Below are 17,210 nucleotides of genomic sequence, written 5' to 3' on the forward strand. Positions count from 1 at the left end.
CTTCAATCTTCTCATAAGAAGTCCGGTTTCCGATCTTGTCATACGTATAATTATGGACTGTCTTTTTACCGCCCTCTGCTTTTTCTGTACAGCGTGTCAGTTCCCAGTTATCATCGTATTCATAAGTACGTGTCGTCTGGATCTCTTTCTCCTGATGCTCACAGTCTGCTTTGTCTGTCTCTTTCTGTGTATCGCCCCAGTTGTACCAGTCTTCCCAGCTTGGCGTCTTTCTTGTTCCAGCTTCCAGTTCGGTCGCTGTCTCGCTGACTACATATCCCTGATCATTGTACTTGTACTCATAAGTACTGATTACTTTGCCGCAGGAACCACAGGTATTCACAATCTTTGTGATATGATCTTCTGCATCGTAAGACACTTCCGTCTTTGTTCCGTTGCTTCTAACGACTTCTGTCACACGGTTTAGTGCATCATGCTTGTATGTCGTCACCTTTCCGTTACGGTCTGTCAGTTTTACCAAATTATCATTTAAGTCATATTCATAGCTGACCTTTGTACCATCCGGGTATACGATTGCCTGCAGATTATCTGCGTCATCATAAACGTAGCTGACATCCTTTTTCGAACCGCTTGTCACTTTGGTGATTCTTCCGAGTGCGTCGTATTCGTAGCTGCTCTTGCCTGTCTGATCCTTCATGGATACCCGTTCCCCGGCACTGTTATATGCGTAGGTTACGTCCTTTTCGGATGTCTCTCCCTTTGCGTCCTGGTATGATTTCTCCAACAGGTCATTCAGTTTGTCGTAATCATACGTGGTTTTCTTGCCGCTTGCCTGTGTATGTCCGGTCAGTCTGCCTTTTTCATCATAGTCGAATTTCTCCGTTCTTCCTGCCGGATCTTTGATGGATGTCAGGTTACCTTCCAGATCGTAAGTATAATTCGTTATCTTATTTGCTGCATTGGTAAAGGTCACCAGATTATCCATGTTGTCGTAACCATAAGTTGTTACACCGCCAAGGGCATCGGTTACTTTGGTCAGATTGTCATTCTTGTCATATTCCAGATGGCTCTTTAATCCAGTCTTATCTGTAACAACCTGAATATTACCATGTGCATCGTAATCAAATCCCGTTGTGAATCCACGCTTATCTGTGATAGAAGTTACCCTGCTGTCCTTATCATACGTGTAGGATTCCTTCTGTCCCAATGCATCCGTCTCTTCTGTTACACGATTATCTTTATCATAGACGGTCTTTGCAACATACCCCATCGGATCTGTTACTGATGTAACATTATAATTCTTGTCATAACCGTAGCTGGTCTTTCTTCCACCCGGCTTTGTGATGTCTGTGATATTTCCAGCCGGATCGTAAGTATAGGCTGTAATCTTGCCAAGCGGATCGGCTGCGGAAGTCATCTGTCCTGCCAGGTCATAACTGTAGGTATTGCTCCGTCCAAGTGGATCTGTCTCCTTCACCAGATTGCCATACTTATCATAAGAAAAGCTGGTTGTTCCATCCAGTGCATTGGTAGAAGACTTCATGTTATGGAGCTTATCGTAAGTATAAGTGGTGGTACTCTTTAAGCTGTCGCTTTCTTTTACCACATTGTCCACTTTATCATATGAGAAATTCTTAGTATAACCCAGCGGACTGGTCATACTCTCCAGACGTCCGGCTTTGTCATAATTGTAAGTATATTCGCCACCATTCGCCTGTGTCATCTTTGTGACATTATCATTCAGATCCACACTGTACTGGGTCGTATTTCCTTTTGGATCTGTTACGGAGATAACATTACCATGCTTGTCATAATCATATTTGGTGACTGCTCCCTTTGGAGAGATCTGTTCTGTCAGATTACTTAAGCTGTCATATTTGTATTCCGTAATAAGTCCCATCGGGTCTTTGGATTTGGTAAGATTACCGATGGCATCATAGCGGTATTCATTGGTCTCTTTTAATGGAGAGGTTTCCCCGATCTTGCGGTCCAGTTCATCATACTGGTACGTTGTCGTATTTCCATTTCCATCTGTCTGGGATACAAGATTATTGTTTTTATCGTAAGCGTATTTGGTGACTGTACCATTTTCATCCGCCGCTTCCGTCACATTATCATTTCCGTCATACTTAAAGGTGCTGGATGCTCCGAGAGGATTTGTCTGGGAGATCACCCGGTCTTTCTTATCGTATGCGTACTGGTAAGTGGCTTCGTCTTCTTCTGTCATGGATAACTGGTTGCCGACTTTATCGTAAGTAAAGCTTGTTCGATGGCCTTCTGCATCCGTTACCGCTATAATGCGGTCCATAACATCATATTCGTAAGAGGTCGTACTTCCGTCTGCCTCTGTCAGTTTCAGGAGCCTGCCATACTGATCGTACTTGTATGTTGCTGTCCGGCCGAGTTCATCGGTCTGTGTCAGTACATTTCCGGCACCATCATATGTATAATCCATACTGTTTCCGCCATTGTCGGAGGAATGGATCAGGTTGCCTGCTCCGTCATATTGATAGGTAATTACGAGTCCCTGTGCATCCGTACATTTTACAAGCTGTCCGATAGCATCGTACTCCATCAGCACCTTGTCCCCTGTCGGCAGTATTATGGATGTGTTATTTCCCTCTTTATCATACACATAGCTGTACGCATTGCCGAGGGCATCCGTCATCTTTGTGCTGTTGCCCTGTGAATCGTATTCGTAAGTGGTCTTTCCTTTCAGGGCGTCCACCGTCTGTTCCAGATTGTCGGTGGAATCATATTTCATTGCTGTAATGTTGCCCTTTGCATCGGTTACCGATGTCATGTTTCCATTACCATCGTAAGTCATGATACTGGTATTTCCATTTTCATCGGTAGAGGATACCAGATTTCCATTTAAGTCATACTTCATGGATACGGTATATCCAAGGGCATCTTTGGATGTAGTCAGATTTCCTGCCTTGTCGTAAGCATAAGTATCTGTTCTTCCCTCTTCATCGGTAGAAGATACCAGATTACCTGCTTTATCATAAGTATATGTGGTAGTTCCACCTTCCGGGTTGGTTTCACTTAAGCGGTTTCCTGTATTATCGTAGGTATAAGTCCAGGTTCTTCCACTGTCATCTGATTTTGATACCAGATTGTCTGCCGCATCATAAGCGTAAGTGGTAACTGCACCTAATTCATCTGTCTCTTTAGCGAGTCTTCCGCAGTTATCATATTCCTTGGAATGGCTGCTTCCATCTCCATAGGTAATCTTGGTTTCGTTTCCTAATGCGTCATATTCATATTTGGTTATATTACCAACTGCATCTTTTGACTGAAGCACCTGTCCAAGAGAATCAAACTTGGATACGGTTGCATTTCCATTTCCATCGGTATATTTTTTCAGATTTCCTGCTTTGTCATATTCATAGAGCTTTGTTCCAAAATCTTTATTACTCTCTTCTATGACACGTCCCATGCTGTCATACTTATAAGTAATTGTATTTCCTTTTGCATCGGTTGCTTTGACCTGCTGATAATTCTTATCATAAGCGTAGCTGATCTGATTTCCTTTCGGATCTGTACCACTGGTCATGTTGTACATCTTATCGTAAGTATAAGTGGTGGTGTTCCCCAGTGCGTCAGTACTTGCTGTAATATTTCCCACACCATCCAGCGTATAAGCAGTCACACCGCCATCGGCTGCTGTCTTGGAAGTCAGATTGCCATTCGCATCGTAACTGTTCGAGGTTACATTTCCAAGTGGATCTGTCATGGTAACTGCACGATTCATCGCGTCATACGTGAATCCCCATGCTGCTCCATTTCCATCCACATATCCGGTCATGTTCGGTCCGTCATACGAATACGTTGTTGTGACACCTCTGCCGTCTGTCTGGGATACCATACGATGTTTGTCATCGTAAGTATAGGTAATGGCTGTTCCATCCGGTTTTGTAGATGTGACCATATTTCCATTACCGTCATAACTGTAAGTAACCGTTGCTCCGTTATATCCGGTTACGCTGGTCAGCTTATTCTGGTCGTTATATGTGTAGGATGCTGTCTTTCCATCCTCTCTTGTCTCCGTTGCTACATTGCCAAATGCATCATACGTATAAGATTTTGTTCCTGCTGCTGTGGTTTCGGAAGCAAGCTGATTTTCTGCATTATAAGTCTTTTCACAGGTTGTTCCATCCGGATATTCAATGGATGTTGTACGGTACTGATCATCATAATGATAAACGGTCTTATTTCCTTCGTTATCCGTTGTTGTAGTAGAATTCTTTCCGTACTTAAAAGTTGCTGTTCCTTTTTCTGCATCGGTCTGCTCTACGACTCTTCCTTCTTTATCGTAAGTATTCTTTACAACCGTATTGCCATTCTCATCTTTCCAGCTTGTCATACGGCTGTCATCATCATATTGGTACTCTTTTGTTGTTCCGTTCGGGTCTGTTACAGATATCAGATTTCCCTGCTCATCATATTTGTAAGTAACTTTTCCACCATCTGGAAGAGACAGTTCTTTGATATGCCCGAATTTATCCTGCTTTACCCCGAATGTTTTTCCGGATGGTGTGGTAATCTTGCTCAGATTATAATCATCGTCATAATCTAATACTGTCTTAAATCCATTCACATCCGTTACATATCGTAAGATTCCGTATTTATCAAATGACCAGATACTCTGATCCGCATCTGTCAGTTCCCATCCGATGTAGTCATGGTCTGTATCTTTATAGCTGACTGCTTTTAAATCGTATACATAACCATCCGGAGCGGTGTAGCTTCCATCTTCATTCTTATCAAAGATCAGATAACTTCCGTCCCCTCTCATATACAGAAGGCTTCCGTCCTCCATCTGAGAAAGTGACTGGTCATAGTTAAAGCTCCATCCACGTCCGAACATGGAATGCTGGTCTGTTCCTTTGGAATTGTAGCTTCTTGTAATGGAGAATTCCCCATTCAGCTCATTCATCGTCACATCGGACTGATCCATGTAGAAGTTACCGGTATTTAAGTTGACCGGCTCAAATCCAAATTCACAGTGCAGCCCTCTTCCCATCAATGCTCCGTCAATCCGCATCTTATCCTGATCCGTAAGAGGTGCCGGACTATATGGGACATTGGTCTGTGGGTTACGGATAAAGATCGTATTATTTGCAACAACCAGTGCATCCATCACCTGATTGTCTTTCATAATGTTCTTAAGCGGAACACCATAATATTTTGCGATCTTTGGAAATGTATCAAACTGTTTGACTTCATAGATCACAAAGCTGTCACTGGTCACTTCTTTTCCTGTTTCCAGCTTTCCATCAATCTCTTTCGATGCTTTTGCTTTGATCTTATAAAGCTTGTCTTTCGTCAGCCCCGAATACAGTGCACTCTGCCAGTTGGAATCTTTGCTGTAATACTTATTCGCCTCCGGGAACTGCTTATTGTATTCTGTACTGTCTGGATAGGAATACAATGGTTTCGCATCTGTTTCGTGATGCTCTTCTTTTTCCTCATCCGGGAGCAGATAATACTCTACGGTAGATTTGCTCTTTGCGATTCCGTCTGCAAATACGGCATCAAATTTCAGTTTTCCATTGGTATTCTTTTCTGTCATCGGGCGAAGCAGGATCGTTGTTTCATCCAGTGACATATCTCGCAGATATGGATCTTCAGCCGGTGACCACTGGATGCTGAGTTTCGGTCCATAAACGGATGCCCTGTTATTCAGTACCTCACACTGCATAGAAGCTCCAAGGTTATTTGCCTCTGCGATTGCTACCAGTGCAAATCCGTTATTCGCATGCGTTCCCTGCACCCAGTCATTTACCAGATCTTTGACGTCATAATTGATATAACTGTTCCTTGTGGTACTTGCATTCTGTACATCCTGGAATGTAGCTGCACTGGTTTTGTTTTCCATGTAATCGATGTGTTCCAGGTTTGATCCACACGGTAAAGACCAAACTGCGATGTGCCACCACTATATGCTGTCCGCTGGCTCACTGCAAAGGTTGCGCTGTCGATTTTTGAATCTTTCGGAATCTGACTAAAATCAGAATTGACTTTGATATAAGTCCGGCAGTTCTGATGTGCAGTACCAAATCCTGCAAGGTTTCCAGACTTAATACCATCATCAAATCCGACATATGGATAATTGTTGTCACCAATCTGACTGGTAGGACTTCCCTCTTCCACACCGATCATGTTAAAGGAACTCTTCTGGATCTCCACTGGTGTCGGATCAATCCTGACCGGATACTGACGTTCTTCTGCTGAAAGCCAATCCCTGTCTGGTTTTACGGTCAGGATTGTTTTTCCCTCTTCTTCCCGAAGTTCCAGAGTGATCAGGAAACTAATCTCCCCGGCAGCGTCTTCCATTGATGGCGTCTCCAGAAGATACTTCGCATCTTTGATTGTCTTCCCTTCCGGATAGATATAGACCTGATTGTCTTTTACTTCTGCCTGATACCCCGGAATCTGCAGCTCGTATTCATAGACTTCCCTGTCTGTTGGCTGCTGAAGCACGATATCTTCTTTAATACTGGAATCCAGTACTGTATACTGAACATCTGCACCTTCGTAAACTTCATTATAAAGGATTGCATTGTCTTTAATAACGGAATGTGTATAATCTCCATCTACCGGAATGATTCCGATTCTGGTCTTTCCATTTTCAATCGTTACACCATTCTCTTCTGACATCTGTTCTGGAAGAAGGATGGCATAATCATTTGCCTTGTTCTGATAAACTTCCGTTTTCTCTTCCTTTTGGTCATCCTTCGATGCACTGCTGGCTTCCTGTGCTTCTTCGGATGCCGGAGTATCTGCTTCTTCTGGTTTTACAAGTGTATTATCAACCAGCTCGGTATCTCCATCCTCATTCTTATAAGTTCCGACATAGCCTCCATAAACGGTTGTATACTGCTTGTCCCCTGTCTTATACGTCCTGGAGATGGCATCATAATCGATCAGTTCTCCTTCCGGTTCTTCCGGAATCGGATAATAATCCTGTGGTTCTTTTAGTTCCACTTCTTTTTCCTGCGGATTTTCTTCTGTTTCTTCCGCTGGAGTTGTCTGTTCTTCCTGCGTCTCTGTATCTTCTGATGGCGTCGTTTCATTTTGTACGTCCGCATCAGACTGTTGACTCTTATCTTGTTCTCCAGATGTGGAATCTGTAATCCCTGCTTCTTCTTCCGTCAAAGCCTCTGGTCTGGAGAAATCTGCATTCTTCTGTACATCCTCAATGGCTTCTTTAGCCTGTACAAAAATAGGTTCTGTTCCCTGCAGCGCCATCAGGACTGCAAGTACTAAGGCTATAGCCGACTTTCGAAATCTCTTCATAGTCTCTTTCTCCCTGTCACTTTTTCTTAACTTTTCTTTTGTTCCCTATTCAGTTGTCGGAATCTCTACCCTCCCTCTTTTCGTTTTTCTTACTATAAGCTAAAAAGTGACAGCTTTTTTGCGTTTGGCGGAATTGACCTTGAATCTGGCAAAAATGACCTTTTTCGGAAACAGCTTGTTTTTCTATTCTCCCAGATCCATATACAGGAAAAGCCGGATCTGAAACTCATGATCCGTAGATATGATCTCCATATCTCCCTGATGCTTTTCCACAACATATCTCACATTTTCGAGTCCGATGCCATGTCCTTCTTTCTTTTTCTTGGTACTCAGATACCGTTCACCTTTCCGAAGTACTTTCTCTTTTGCGCTGTTTTTTACCTGCATCCGCAGTATCCCTTTTTCATAATGAATGATACAATTCAGACTCCGTTCCTTGGATTCCATTGCACCACGAATCGCATTATCCAAAAGATTCCCAATTACAATACTCAGATCAAACAGTTCTGCCCCGATATAGGGTGGCAGATGCACGCTGATCTCCAGTTTCTTCAATTGATGCCTGTATTCTTGTAGGATATAATTCAGCAGATTATCTACGATCTTATTTTCCGTATACGAAATGGGGACTGTATCTTTCCATACGTTTTCTATCTGATCCACATACCGGAGTATTCCCTGAAAGTCTTTCGCCTGTGCCATCGCCCGAATGGTATGCATATGGTGTTTGTAATCGTGCCGCAGTTTGTTCAATCGCTCCTGCGAATTCTGCATCACATCCATACGTTTCGCATACTGCTGTAACTGGATCTCCATATATCCGCGATTCGTTTCTTCCTCATAGCTTTTCTGCACTTCATCATACAGATAAAAAATCAGAATATTGATAAACAGAAGAAACAATACCATACTTTCCCGGATGCGGTGTTCCTCTGGATTCATAATATTGATACAGACAGCAATACTCAAAACGGGCACAGACAGCATCGCAAGCCAGTGGTTGGTTTGCATCTGATAACCACGCTTTAAATTCAGTTTTCGCTCCACCAGACTTTCTACAACAAAGAACAGAAAATTGCCTATTACAATCAGTCCCGGTCCAAGATGACGGTTCTTTACACGGTTGATGCACATGGCAATTGGAATTGCATCGCACAAAATGCCTGTCATGTATACCATCAATATATTCCAGATCCTGTGTTTCGTATCTGCCGGATAGCTTTGTGCGATCAAAACTAACCCCAGAAGATTAAATATCACATTTCCTTTGATCGTACCCAGACACATATTTGCACAGCAGCCAATCACATAACTGAAGACATAACAGAGCCATCTGTGCGGATTTTTTTCTTTTACATACAAAGCTGAATTATAACGATATACTGTGTAAAACCAGAAGATGCGGTTTGTAAGATAGGTAAGCAGATGGATGTTCATCGCAGTTCCCCCTGTCTGAGCAGGAGCTCCCGTACTCGCTTTCGGTTCACTTTACTGATACTCAATTCCGTCTGGTTCTTCATTCTGACCATATCGTATCTGTAACATTCCACATATGCCCGGTTAATCAGAAATGACTTATGAATTTTCAGGAAATAGTCTCCGGTTCTCTTTTCCACATCACTGATCTGCCCCCGGAATTCCTTTTCTCCTTGCTCTGTAACCATATGGATGGTCTTTTCCGTACTGTAAAAATACATAATTTCCCGGTATGCAATCCGGTGCATTCCTTCCGAATTCCGATACTCGAAGATCTGTCTTTCGGAATCTGTACAGGCACACAGTTCATCCATAACATGATATACATCCTCTTCTTTCAAAGGTTTGATCAGAAAATCAAATGGATGGATATGAAAAAGCTGCATTGCATACTCCCGAAAGGTGGAAATATAGGTGATCCGTATCGTTCTGCCATGCTGTTTTTTGCGAATCTCTTCCCCTATCTGTATTCCATTGCTTTTTTCTAACTGAATGTCCAGAAAGATTATATCGAATTGATTTTCTTCCAATGTTTCCAGCAAGGCATTTTCTGAAAGATAGCAATAAATCTCCAGCGGCTCGCCACACATTTCCCCATAGTGCAGCAATTTCTGTCTCAACCATTCACATACAGCCTTATCGTCATCACAGACTCCCAGTTTTAACATGTTTCTCACTCCTCTCACAACATACAAAATGAATTCCCACCTGTATCACTTTATACGTTGTGTTTTGCTGATACTTCTACATATAATAAACACTTGAGATTCGAAAAACTGACGCTGTTTTATTATATTTTTATAGATTTCATAGAATTTTTATGTTTGTCAAAAAAGGATGGCTTTCACCATCCCATAATACACCTTTATTATATTCCATCTAATGTTAATCTATATCCAGATAGTATCCCACCTTCCGGATACTCTGAATCAGCTTGGCTGTTTCTGGATCGGATTTCTCCAGTTTTTTCCGCAGTCTGCGTACAAAGCACCAGATCCGCACCCCAGTCGATGTATTTCTTTACCACATGGCTTCCCGGTATTACAACAATAATTGGTGCTCTGCTATACTGTCTGACTTCCCATATTAACTTTCCCAACACTCCATTATCACTTTTCACCAACTACTGAATTTTCAGATAGGACTCTTCACTAATTGCATGTTCCATCCGGCACGCATCACGATTCGCTGTTTCCGAAAATTCTCCGAGTTTCATACTACCTCCCCTTTCGGAAAGTATTTCTTCTGTATTCCTGCTGTTAAGAAATTCTGCCGTTCTCCATTTCATACACTACATCTGCTACATTCATTGTGGATACTCTGTGGGATACCAGGACAACCGTTTTTTTCTCAGCTGATTCTTTCAATGATTTTAAGATAATACCCTCGTTCAACGAATCCAGATTCGAAGTTGGTTCATCCAGCAGGATCATCTCTGCATCATGCAAAAATGCTCTTGCAATTCCGATTCTCTGTTTCTCACCGCCAGATAACGTATCTCCCAGTTCTCCAACTTCTGTATCATAGCCTTTCGGAAGTGTCATGATAAAGTCATGAATAGAAGCTTTCTTTGCCGCTTCCATAATCTCTTCCCTCGTTGCTCCCGGTTTGGCAATGGCGATATTATTGGCGATACTGTCATGGAACAGGTGTGTTTCCTGCGTCACGTAAGACTCCATATCTCTTAGATGCTTTGTCGGAATCTTTCGGACATCCGCACCATCTACCGACACACTTCCTTCCTGCACATTCCAGAAACGCATCAGCAGTTTCAGAAGTGTGGACTTACCGGAACCACTTGCCCCATGAATGCCGGTGATCTGTCCCGGCTGTAAGGTAAGGGAATAATGATCCAGAATCGTATCTGTCTCTGTTTCACTCACCTTATAGGCAAAAGTTACATTCTCTGCTTTTGCCCCTGTAAAGGTATGATCTGTACTTTCTTCTGTATCCACATCCCCCGGTATTTCTTCCACAAGTGGTGTCTCTTCTAATAAAGAAAGAACACGCTCACCGCTTGCCAGTGTCTGGTTCAGGTTGTTGGAAAGGCTTGACAATGCTACTACCGGGCCGAAAGAACCCATCATTGCGATCGTACAGGTTAAGATTCCTTCAAATCCCATCTCGCCCTTCGCATAGAGCCAGATCGTCAGTGCCAGCATTCCAAAGGATGCAAGCAGGATAACCATGTTCGTAAATGAACGCTGTGAGCCTTCCATTTTGCTTAATGATTCCTGCATTTCGGCAAGGTTCTTGGATTGCCCTGTCATCTGCTTTTTTCTCTTTTCACCCTGTCCGTACTGGATGGTTTCATCTAATCCACGTAAGGATCTAGAACAAAACTGTTCAGTTCTCCGAAGCTTGTTCTAAACTCCATTCCCTTCTGGCTGCCACGTTTTCCATTCCACATTGGGATGGCTACACCGACAATCAGATAAGCTGTCAGTGCAAGCAGTCCTGCTAACCAGTGATATCTTCCGATAAAGATTACCATGATAATCGAGGTCAGTGTTGCGATCGCAATCGGGGAAATGGTATGTGCATAGAACACTTCCAGTAATTCAATATCTGTTGTAATAATAGAGATCAGATTTCCCTTGTCTCTGCCTTCCAGTTTCGCCGGGCAGAGCTTTCTTAAGGAAGCAAACACTTTATGACGAATGATCGCCAACAGTTTAAACGCAATAAAATGGTTACAATACTGTTCCACATAATGCAGGATTCCCCGGAGCACTGCGATCACGATCATGACTGTGATAATCGTCTTTACCGGGGTAAATACTAACCACATCTTCTCTACCGGAACGGTCATTCCGGCTACCCCGGTCAGAAGTCCATGCACGATGACCTGTCCTGCCAGTATTGTCAGGAAGATCGCACACAAGTAACCCAATGTTCCAAGGATAATTGCTGCCAACATGATATGAAGCAGGGGTTTTACTAACCCGATCAGGCTTCCCATGATCTGAATGGCACTTCTGCGTTTTGTTGTATTTGTATGTTCACTCATTATGCCACTCTCCCCTTTCCATAATTTTCCAGAGCCATCTGGCTTTCATACAGATGTCTGTATGCACCATTCTGGCTCATCAGTTCGTCATGTTTTCCACTTTCCTTGATTTCCCCGTCTTTTAAGAAATAAATCTTGTCGGACTTCACGACATTTGCCAGTCTGTGGGAAATCAGAAGCACCGTCTTTGTCTTTGCCAGTTCGTGAATCACATTCATGATCAGTTCTTCACTTTCCACATCAATATTAGATGCCGCTTCATCGAAAATATAAACTGCACTGTCTGTCCGAAGCAATGCTCTAGCAATCACCAGTCTCTGGCACTGCCACCGGACAAGTTGCTTGCTTTTTCCAGCAACTGTGTCTGCAATCCATCCTGCGTCTGTAAGAAGCCTAAGAGATTGACTTTCTGAAGAACTGCTTCCATCTCTTCTTTCGTCGCATCCGGTTTTGCCATCTTCAGGTTTTCTTCTACTGTGCCTTTGAACAGATAACTGTTATGGCGGACCAGAACAACCCTCTGCATCAGATTGGTTTCATTCACTTCATTCAGCGGTACACCACCGATGGTGATCTCTCCGCTGTATCCCCGGTTCTTTGCTGCAAGGATTCCTGCAATCGTACTCTTACCACATCCGGATTCACCAACCAATGATACAAAACTTCCTGCCGGAAGATTTAAGTTGATGCCTTTTAAAATCTCTCGGTCCGCTTCGTAAGAAAAATGAACATCCTTCAACGACACATCCAATGCTCCATCCGGCAGACATTTTTCTCCCGCCTGTGGTTCCGGCAGATCCAAGATCTTAAAGATCTTGTCACTCGCTGCCATTCCATTCATTGCGATATGGAAGAATGAACCAAGCAGTCGAAGCGGCAGGAAAAACTCGCTGGCAAGCAGGACGATACATAACGTTCCTGCCACACTGATATTTCCTTTTAAGAATTCGGACACCGCAACTGCCATACCAATCGCTGCACCACCATACGCCACAATATCCATCACACTTGTGGAATTGAGCTGCATGGTCAGTACCTTCATGGTGATCCTGCGGAAGTTCTGGGATTCCCCATCCATCTCGTCCGCTTTCTGCTGATCTGCCTGATAGATCTTCAGCGTCGTCAGTCCCTGCAGATTCTCAAGGAACGAATCACCCAGCCCGGTATAGATACTCCAATATTTGTTCAAAAGTTTCTTTGCGATCTTCTGTACCACAACGATCGAGATTGGAATCAGTGGCACACAGATCAACAGGATCACACTTGCCTTTACACTCACTCTGCAAAGAATGAGAAATAAGGTCAGTGGTGCGATCAGGCTGTAGAACAACTGCGGAAGGTATTTTCCAAAATACGTTTCCAACTGCTCAACACCCTCTGTCGAAACCTGTACCACCTCAGAAGAAGACACCTGCTCACTGTAGGAAGCTCCCAGTTTCAACATCTTGTCATAAATCTTTTCTCTTAAAATTCTCTTTACATCTACACATGCAAGATACGAAGACCTTGCCCCCATCCGTTCGCATACAAATCGTATGATCACCACCAGAACGAGGATCAGGATTGTCCTCTCAATCACCGGTACTGTCACCGCACGATAGACCACGCGCTCCAACAGGTCAGCAATCGTAAATACTGCCAGTACCTGCGAGAGCAATGCCGCCCACTGCCACAGGATGGTGTAGACAATGTACTTTTTTGCGTGGGATAAAAGTCCCACCAGTCTTGTTTTAATCATTTGCTTTTTACCTACTCACTATTTTTCTTTCACACTACAGACCAGATGCCACACTGCCAGCACCGGATGATAGAAAAGCATCCTCGGTCCGGAAAACCGCATGACCACTCGAATCTTCTCCCTCATCTCTGGCTTATAGCAATGCACCTTACAGTTCGCACAGAATGTTTTTTCTTCCATAAATGGACATTTCTGGCTTCTGAGTCTGGCATAATCTGAAAGTTCCTGACAGGAAGGACACATCTTTCCTGTCGTTTTGTCATGTTCCTTATGATTCTTCCGGCAGTACAGCCGGATCATCTCTTCCACGACATACTGTTCTTTCTGCCGCTTTTTTTCTACTTTGTTCTTTTTATTCATTTCTTTATTAGTGGAATTTTACAATTTTAGATAACACACCTTGCGTTTAGAACAAATGTTTGATAGAATGATTGCAGGCTTTACAGCCTAAGGTGCTACTTCACTTGACGTGAAATGGCGGTTCGCTTTGTGCGGAGAGTATAACATAGCTCCGATTACATAGATTCATCTCTCTTTTTTGAGAGAAATCTTATGAAAGGAGGTATGTGCTTATGCTGACCATTGGTGACTTAATTGCAGTGATCTCACTGTGTGCGACTTTTTACAGTCTGGGTTACGCTCATGGTAAGCGTGATTCCAAGGCACAAAAATAACCGCCCCAACCTGGTAAGTTAAGCGGTTATTTTTATACCAAATAATATATCAGGCGAACCGTCATCGGTAGCACCTTTTCTACTATTATATTAACACCGCTTCTTTTCTATGTCAAACATCTTATTCTATTGTCTGTCAAAAATCTTTTATTCCACTTCCATTTCTCCCGTTTTTACTGTCTTTACCCTTAAGAAGAAATACATAATGTGAAACACCCACACCACTGCCAGACAGATTCTTCCAACCGGCACATCCTTCATGCAGATAAATCCGATCGCCATAACTACGGTCACAGTTCCTACGATCTTGCACTTTGTTCCCATCGTCATGGCTCTTTTCTGGACGAAGCTGTCCAGATGTTTCTTATATAAATTCGTTCCTATGAACCAATCATGCAGTTTCTTTGAACTCTTGGCAAAGCAGAACAGCGTTGCCATGTAAAACGGAACAGTTGGCAGGATAGGAAGTACAATTCCTATCGTACCAAGTCCCAGACAAAGAAATCCAAGCACGATCCAGACTATTTTTAATGGATTTTTCATCTTCTTTCCTTTCATTAATTCATTTGCGTTAATTTTATTATTTTACACATTGTGTAATCGTTAGGGATTTGATAGAATAGACACAGGCTTTACAGCCTAAGGTGCTACTTCACTTGACGTGAAATGGCGGTTCGCTTTGTGCGGAGAGTATATAGCTCCGATTACATAGATCTATCTCTCTTTTTGAGGGAATTCTTACGAAAGGAGGTATGTGCTTATGCTGACCATCAGTGACTTAATCGCAGTGATTTCACTGTGTGCGACTTTTTACAGTCTGGGTTACGCTCATGGGAAGCGTGATTCCAAGGCACAAAAATAACCGCCCCTTAGCCTAGGAAACTGAGAGCGGTTATTTTTACCATCTTTTTTTCATCAGGCGAACCGTCATCGGTAGCACCTTTTCTAATATCATATTAACACCGCTTTCATTCTATGTCAAACATCTATTCAATTATCAAACATCTTATACTAAAATCAGTTACTGTTCACACGATGTGCGACCAGCAACGCATCTCGCCATTTTTAATCGCCTTTGGCAATGGGGCGATATGCATTCAAGTCAAAACACGCATCCTCCGTGTCAATCAGCGGAGTGATTGACACGGGAGTGAACAGTAACTAAAATCACACCGCCAGCACAAACTTCCGTCCGTCTACTCTCGTCACGCCAAGCTCGATGCCATACAGCTCCCGGATGCTCTCTTCCGTAATCACTTCCTCCGGATCACCTTCCACCAGCACTTTTCCATCTTTCATTCCGATGACATTATCTGAATATGCGATTGCCTGGTTGATGTCATGCAGTACCATAATAATGGTAATGCCAAATTCCTGATTGAGTTTTTTTACAAGCTGCAGAATCTCGATCTGATACCGGATATCCAGATAGGTGGTCGGCTCATCAAGGAACAGCGTCTTCGTTCCCTGACAAAGTGCCATTGCGATCCATACCCTCTGGCGCTGTCCTCCGGAAAGTCTTGGTACTTCTCTGTCCCGGTATTCTGTCAGGTTCGTGACTTCCAGTGCCCACTCGATCATGCGCTCATCCTCAGCACTATCCCCCTGCATCATCTTTTTATGAGGGGTTCTTCCGAATGCCACCAGATTCTCAACAGTGATATCGTCCGATGCACTGTTATACTGCTGGACGATGGCTACCTTTCGGGCAAATTCTTTTAAGTTCAGGTTCTGGATATTCTTTCCCTTGAGGAAGATATTTCCTTTCCCCGGATATAAGTTCTTCGTCATCAGGGAGAACAGGGTGGATTTTCCACATCCGTTCGCTCCCATGATGGTTGTGATCTTGCCTTCCTCGATCTTTAAGGATACACCTTTTAACACTTTATTTTTGCCATAGGCAAAGTGCAGGTCTCTGACTTCCATCGCAGGCTTGTCTGCCCACTTATCCGCTTTTTTCGCTTTCTTTGCTGCTTCATTCTCTGTAGAAGTCAAATCCATATTCTTTTCTTTACTTTGCATACTTCTTAGACCTCCTTAACAGAATGATGAAGAATGGTCCTCCGACCACACTCATAATGATGGATGCAGATACTTCATACGGAGCAGCAATGGTTCTTCCGATGGTATCGGCAAGTAAAAATGTAAACGCTCCGAACAAAGCACTAAATGGTACTAATGCCTTATGGTCACTTCCTACCAGGATTCTTCCGATATGCGGTACGATCAGTCCTAAGAAACTGATTACTCCGGCCACTGCTGTGGAAATACTTGCAAGCAGTACAGCGATCAGGGAAATCACAATACGCATGGCATTGACATTGATTCCAAGGCTCCTGGCTGTCTTATCTTCCAGCGCCAGCAGATTACACATCTTTGTCATGACCAGTGCCAGCACCAGTCCGATCACAACATATGGTACTAAGGTCTTCACGTCATCCCATGTCTTCATGGTGATATTTCCATTGACGATGGCTGCCACACCGGACATATTCCCACCGTTCATGGAGTTTAATGCACTGGAAAGTCCCGTAAACATCGCATCCACCGCCACACCGACAAGGATGATTCTCAGAGGACTTAATCCCCCTTTCCATGACAGGCTGTAAACTAAGACAAATGCAATCACACCGCCAAGAAATGCAAATAATGGAGTGAAGAAAAATAAAGTCGGTGCAAATGCGGTAATCAATACTGCCGCAAAACTTGCTCCACTGGAAATACCAATGATTCCCGGATCAGCAAGAGGGTTCTTAAGTACCGCCTGAAATAACACACCCGATACCGCTATCGCTGCTCCTGCTAACATAGAGATAACGATTCGTGGGAACCGCAGGTCATAGATCGTTGCCACATCTTCATTGTATTCTACAAACAATCCTTTCAGCAGTTCCGGGAAGCTGACCTTCAGGCTTCCGATGTTCACTGCGGCAAAGAATAATGCCACAAGCAGCAAGATCATCACGATAAAAGAAATGGCTGCTTTTGCTGTTTTTCGATGTTTCCTTGCTTTATCCTGTGCGGAGAGGTTCTGGACTTCGGCTTTAGA

At 43.3% G+C, this 17,210-nt stretch carries 10 protein-coding genes and 2 pseudogenes; all 12 read right to left on the reverse strand.

The genetic code is table 11. From position 1 onward, the window contains the following. Positions 1 to 5,842, reverse strand: a 5,842-nt coding sequence (locus tag DXB52_RS08940; protein WP_472520058.1) for a DUF6531 domain-containing protein, incomplete at its 3' end; no start/stop codon positions are given. After that, on the reverse strand, positions 5,746 to 7,263 hold the full coding sequence (locus tag DXB52_RS17045; RefSeq protein ID WP_472520059.1) for a DNRLRE domain-containing protein: 1,518 nt from the start codon (positions 7,261 to 7,263) through the stop codon (positions 5,746 to 5,748). The genes DXB52_RS17045 and DXB52_RS08940, both read right to left, overlap by 97 nt. 183 nt (positions 7,264 to 7,446) lie before the next feature. Further along, positions 7,447 to 8,700 carry a sensor histidine kinase gene (locus DXB52_RS08945; RefSeq protein ID WP_118107001.1) on the reverse strand — a complete coding sequence of 418 codons (1,254 nt, stop codon included), beginning with the start codon at positions 8,698 to 8,700 and terminating at the stop codon, positions 7,447 to 7,449. Beyond that, the gene (locus DXB52_RS08950; protein ID WP_118107003.1) at positions 8,697 to 9,407 is read right to left on the reverse strand and encodes a LytR/AlgR family response regulator transcription factor; all 711 of its coding nucleotides are present in this window, start codon (positions 9,405 to 9,407) and stop codon (positions 8,697 to 8,699) included. The genes DXB52_RS08945 and DXB52_RS08950 overlap by 4 nt, the downstream gene beginning before the upstream one ends. A 200-nt stretch (positions 9,408 to 9,607) precedes the next feature. Then, positions 9,608 to 9,838, reverse strand: coding sequence for a hypothetical protein (locus tag DXB52_RS17050; RefSeq protein WP_270371221.1), 231 nt, complete (start codon positions 9,836 to 9,838; stop codon positions 9,608 to 9,610). A 24-nt stretch (positions 9,839 to 9,862) separates the two neighbouring features. Next, a complete protein-coding gene (locus DXB52_RS17055; RefSeq protein WP_276571239.1) occupies positions 9,863 to 9,955 on the reverse strand; it encodes an iron dependent repressor, metal binding and dimerization domain protein in 93 nt (30 codons plus the stop codon). Positions 9,956 to 9,998: 43 nt separating this feature from the next. Next, a pseudogene (locus DXB52_RS08960) lies at positions 9,999 to 11,749 on the reverse strand (amino acid ABC transporter ATP-binding/permease protein). Then, positions 11,749 to 13,487, reverse strand: a pseudogene (locus DXB52_RS08965) (ABC transporter ATP-binding protein/permease). The pseudogenes DXB52_RS08960 and DXB52_RS08965 overlap by 1 nt, the downstream one beginning before the upstream one ends. An 18-nt stretch (positions 13,488 to 13,505) precedes the next feature. Then, the gene (locus DXB52_RS08970) at positions 13,506 to 13,847 is read right to left on the reverse strand and encodes a nitrous oxide-stimulated promoter family protein (RefSeq protein ID WP_118107007.1); all 342 of its coding nucleotides are present in this window, start codon (positions 13,845 to 13,847) and stop codon (positions 13,506 to 13,508) included. A 461-nt stretch (positions 13,848 to 14,308) separates the two neighbouring features. Continuing rightward, positions 14,309 to 14,719 (reverse strand): YbaN family protein, encoded by a 411-nt coding sequence (locus DXB52_RS08975; protein WP_117579073.1) that lies wholly within the window; start codon positions 14,717 to 14,719, stop codon positions 14,309 to 14,311. A gap of 609 nt (positions 14,720 to 15,328) precedes the next feature. Beyond that, complete coding sequence (locus DXB52_RS08980; protein WP_330677935.1) at positions 15,329 to 16,183, reverse strand: ABC transporter ATP-binding protein; 855 nt, start codon at positions 16,181 to 16,183, stop codon at positions 15,329 to 15,331. Then, the gene (locus DXB52_RS08985) at positions 16,173 to 17,123 is read right to left on the reverse strand and encodes a FecCD family ABC transporter permease (protein WP_379700958.1); all 951 of its coding nucleotides are present in this window, start codon (positions 17,121 to 17,123) and stop codon (positions 16,173 to 16,175) included. The genes DXB52_RS08980 and DXB52_RS08985 overlap by 11 nt, the downstream gene beginning before the upstream one ends. Between the last annotated feature and the right edge of the window lie 87 nt (positions 17,124 to 17,210).

It is taken from the genome of Ruminococcus sp. OM04-4AA (assembly GCF_003462585.1).
In the GTDB taxonomy this organism is placed as follows: domain Bacteria; phylum Bacillota; class Clostridia; order Lachnospirales; family Lachnospiraceae; genus Mediterraneibacter; species Mediterraneibacter faecis.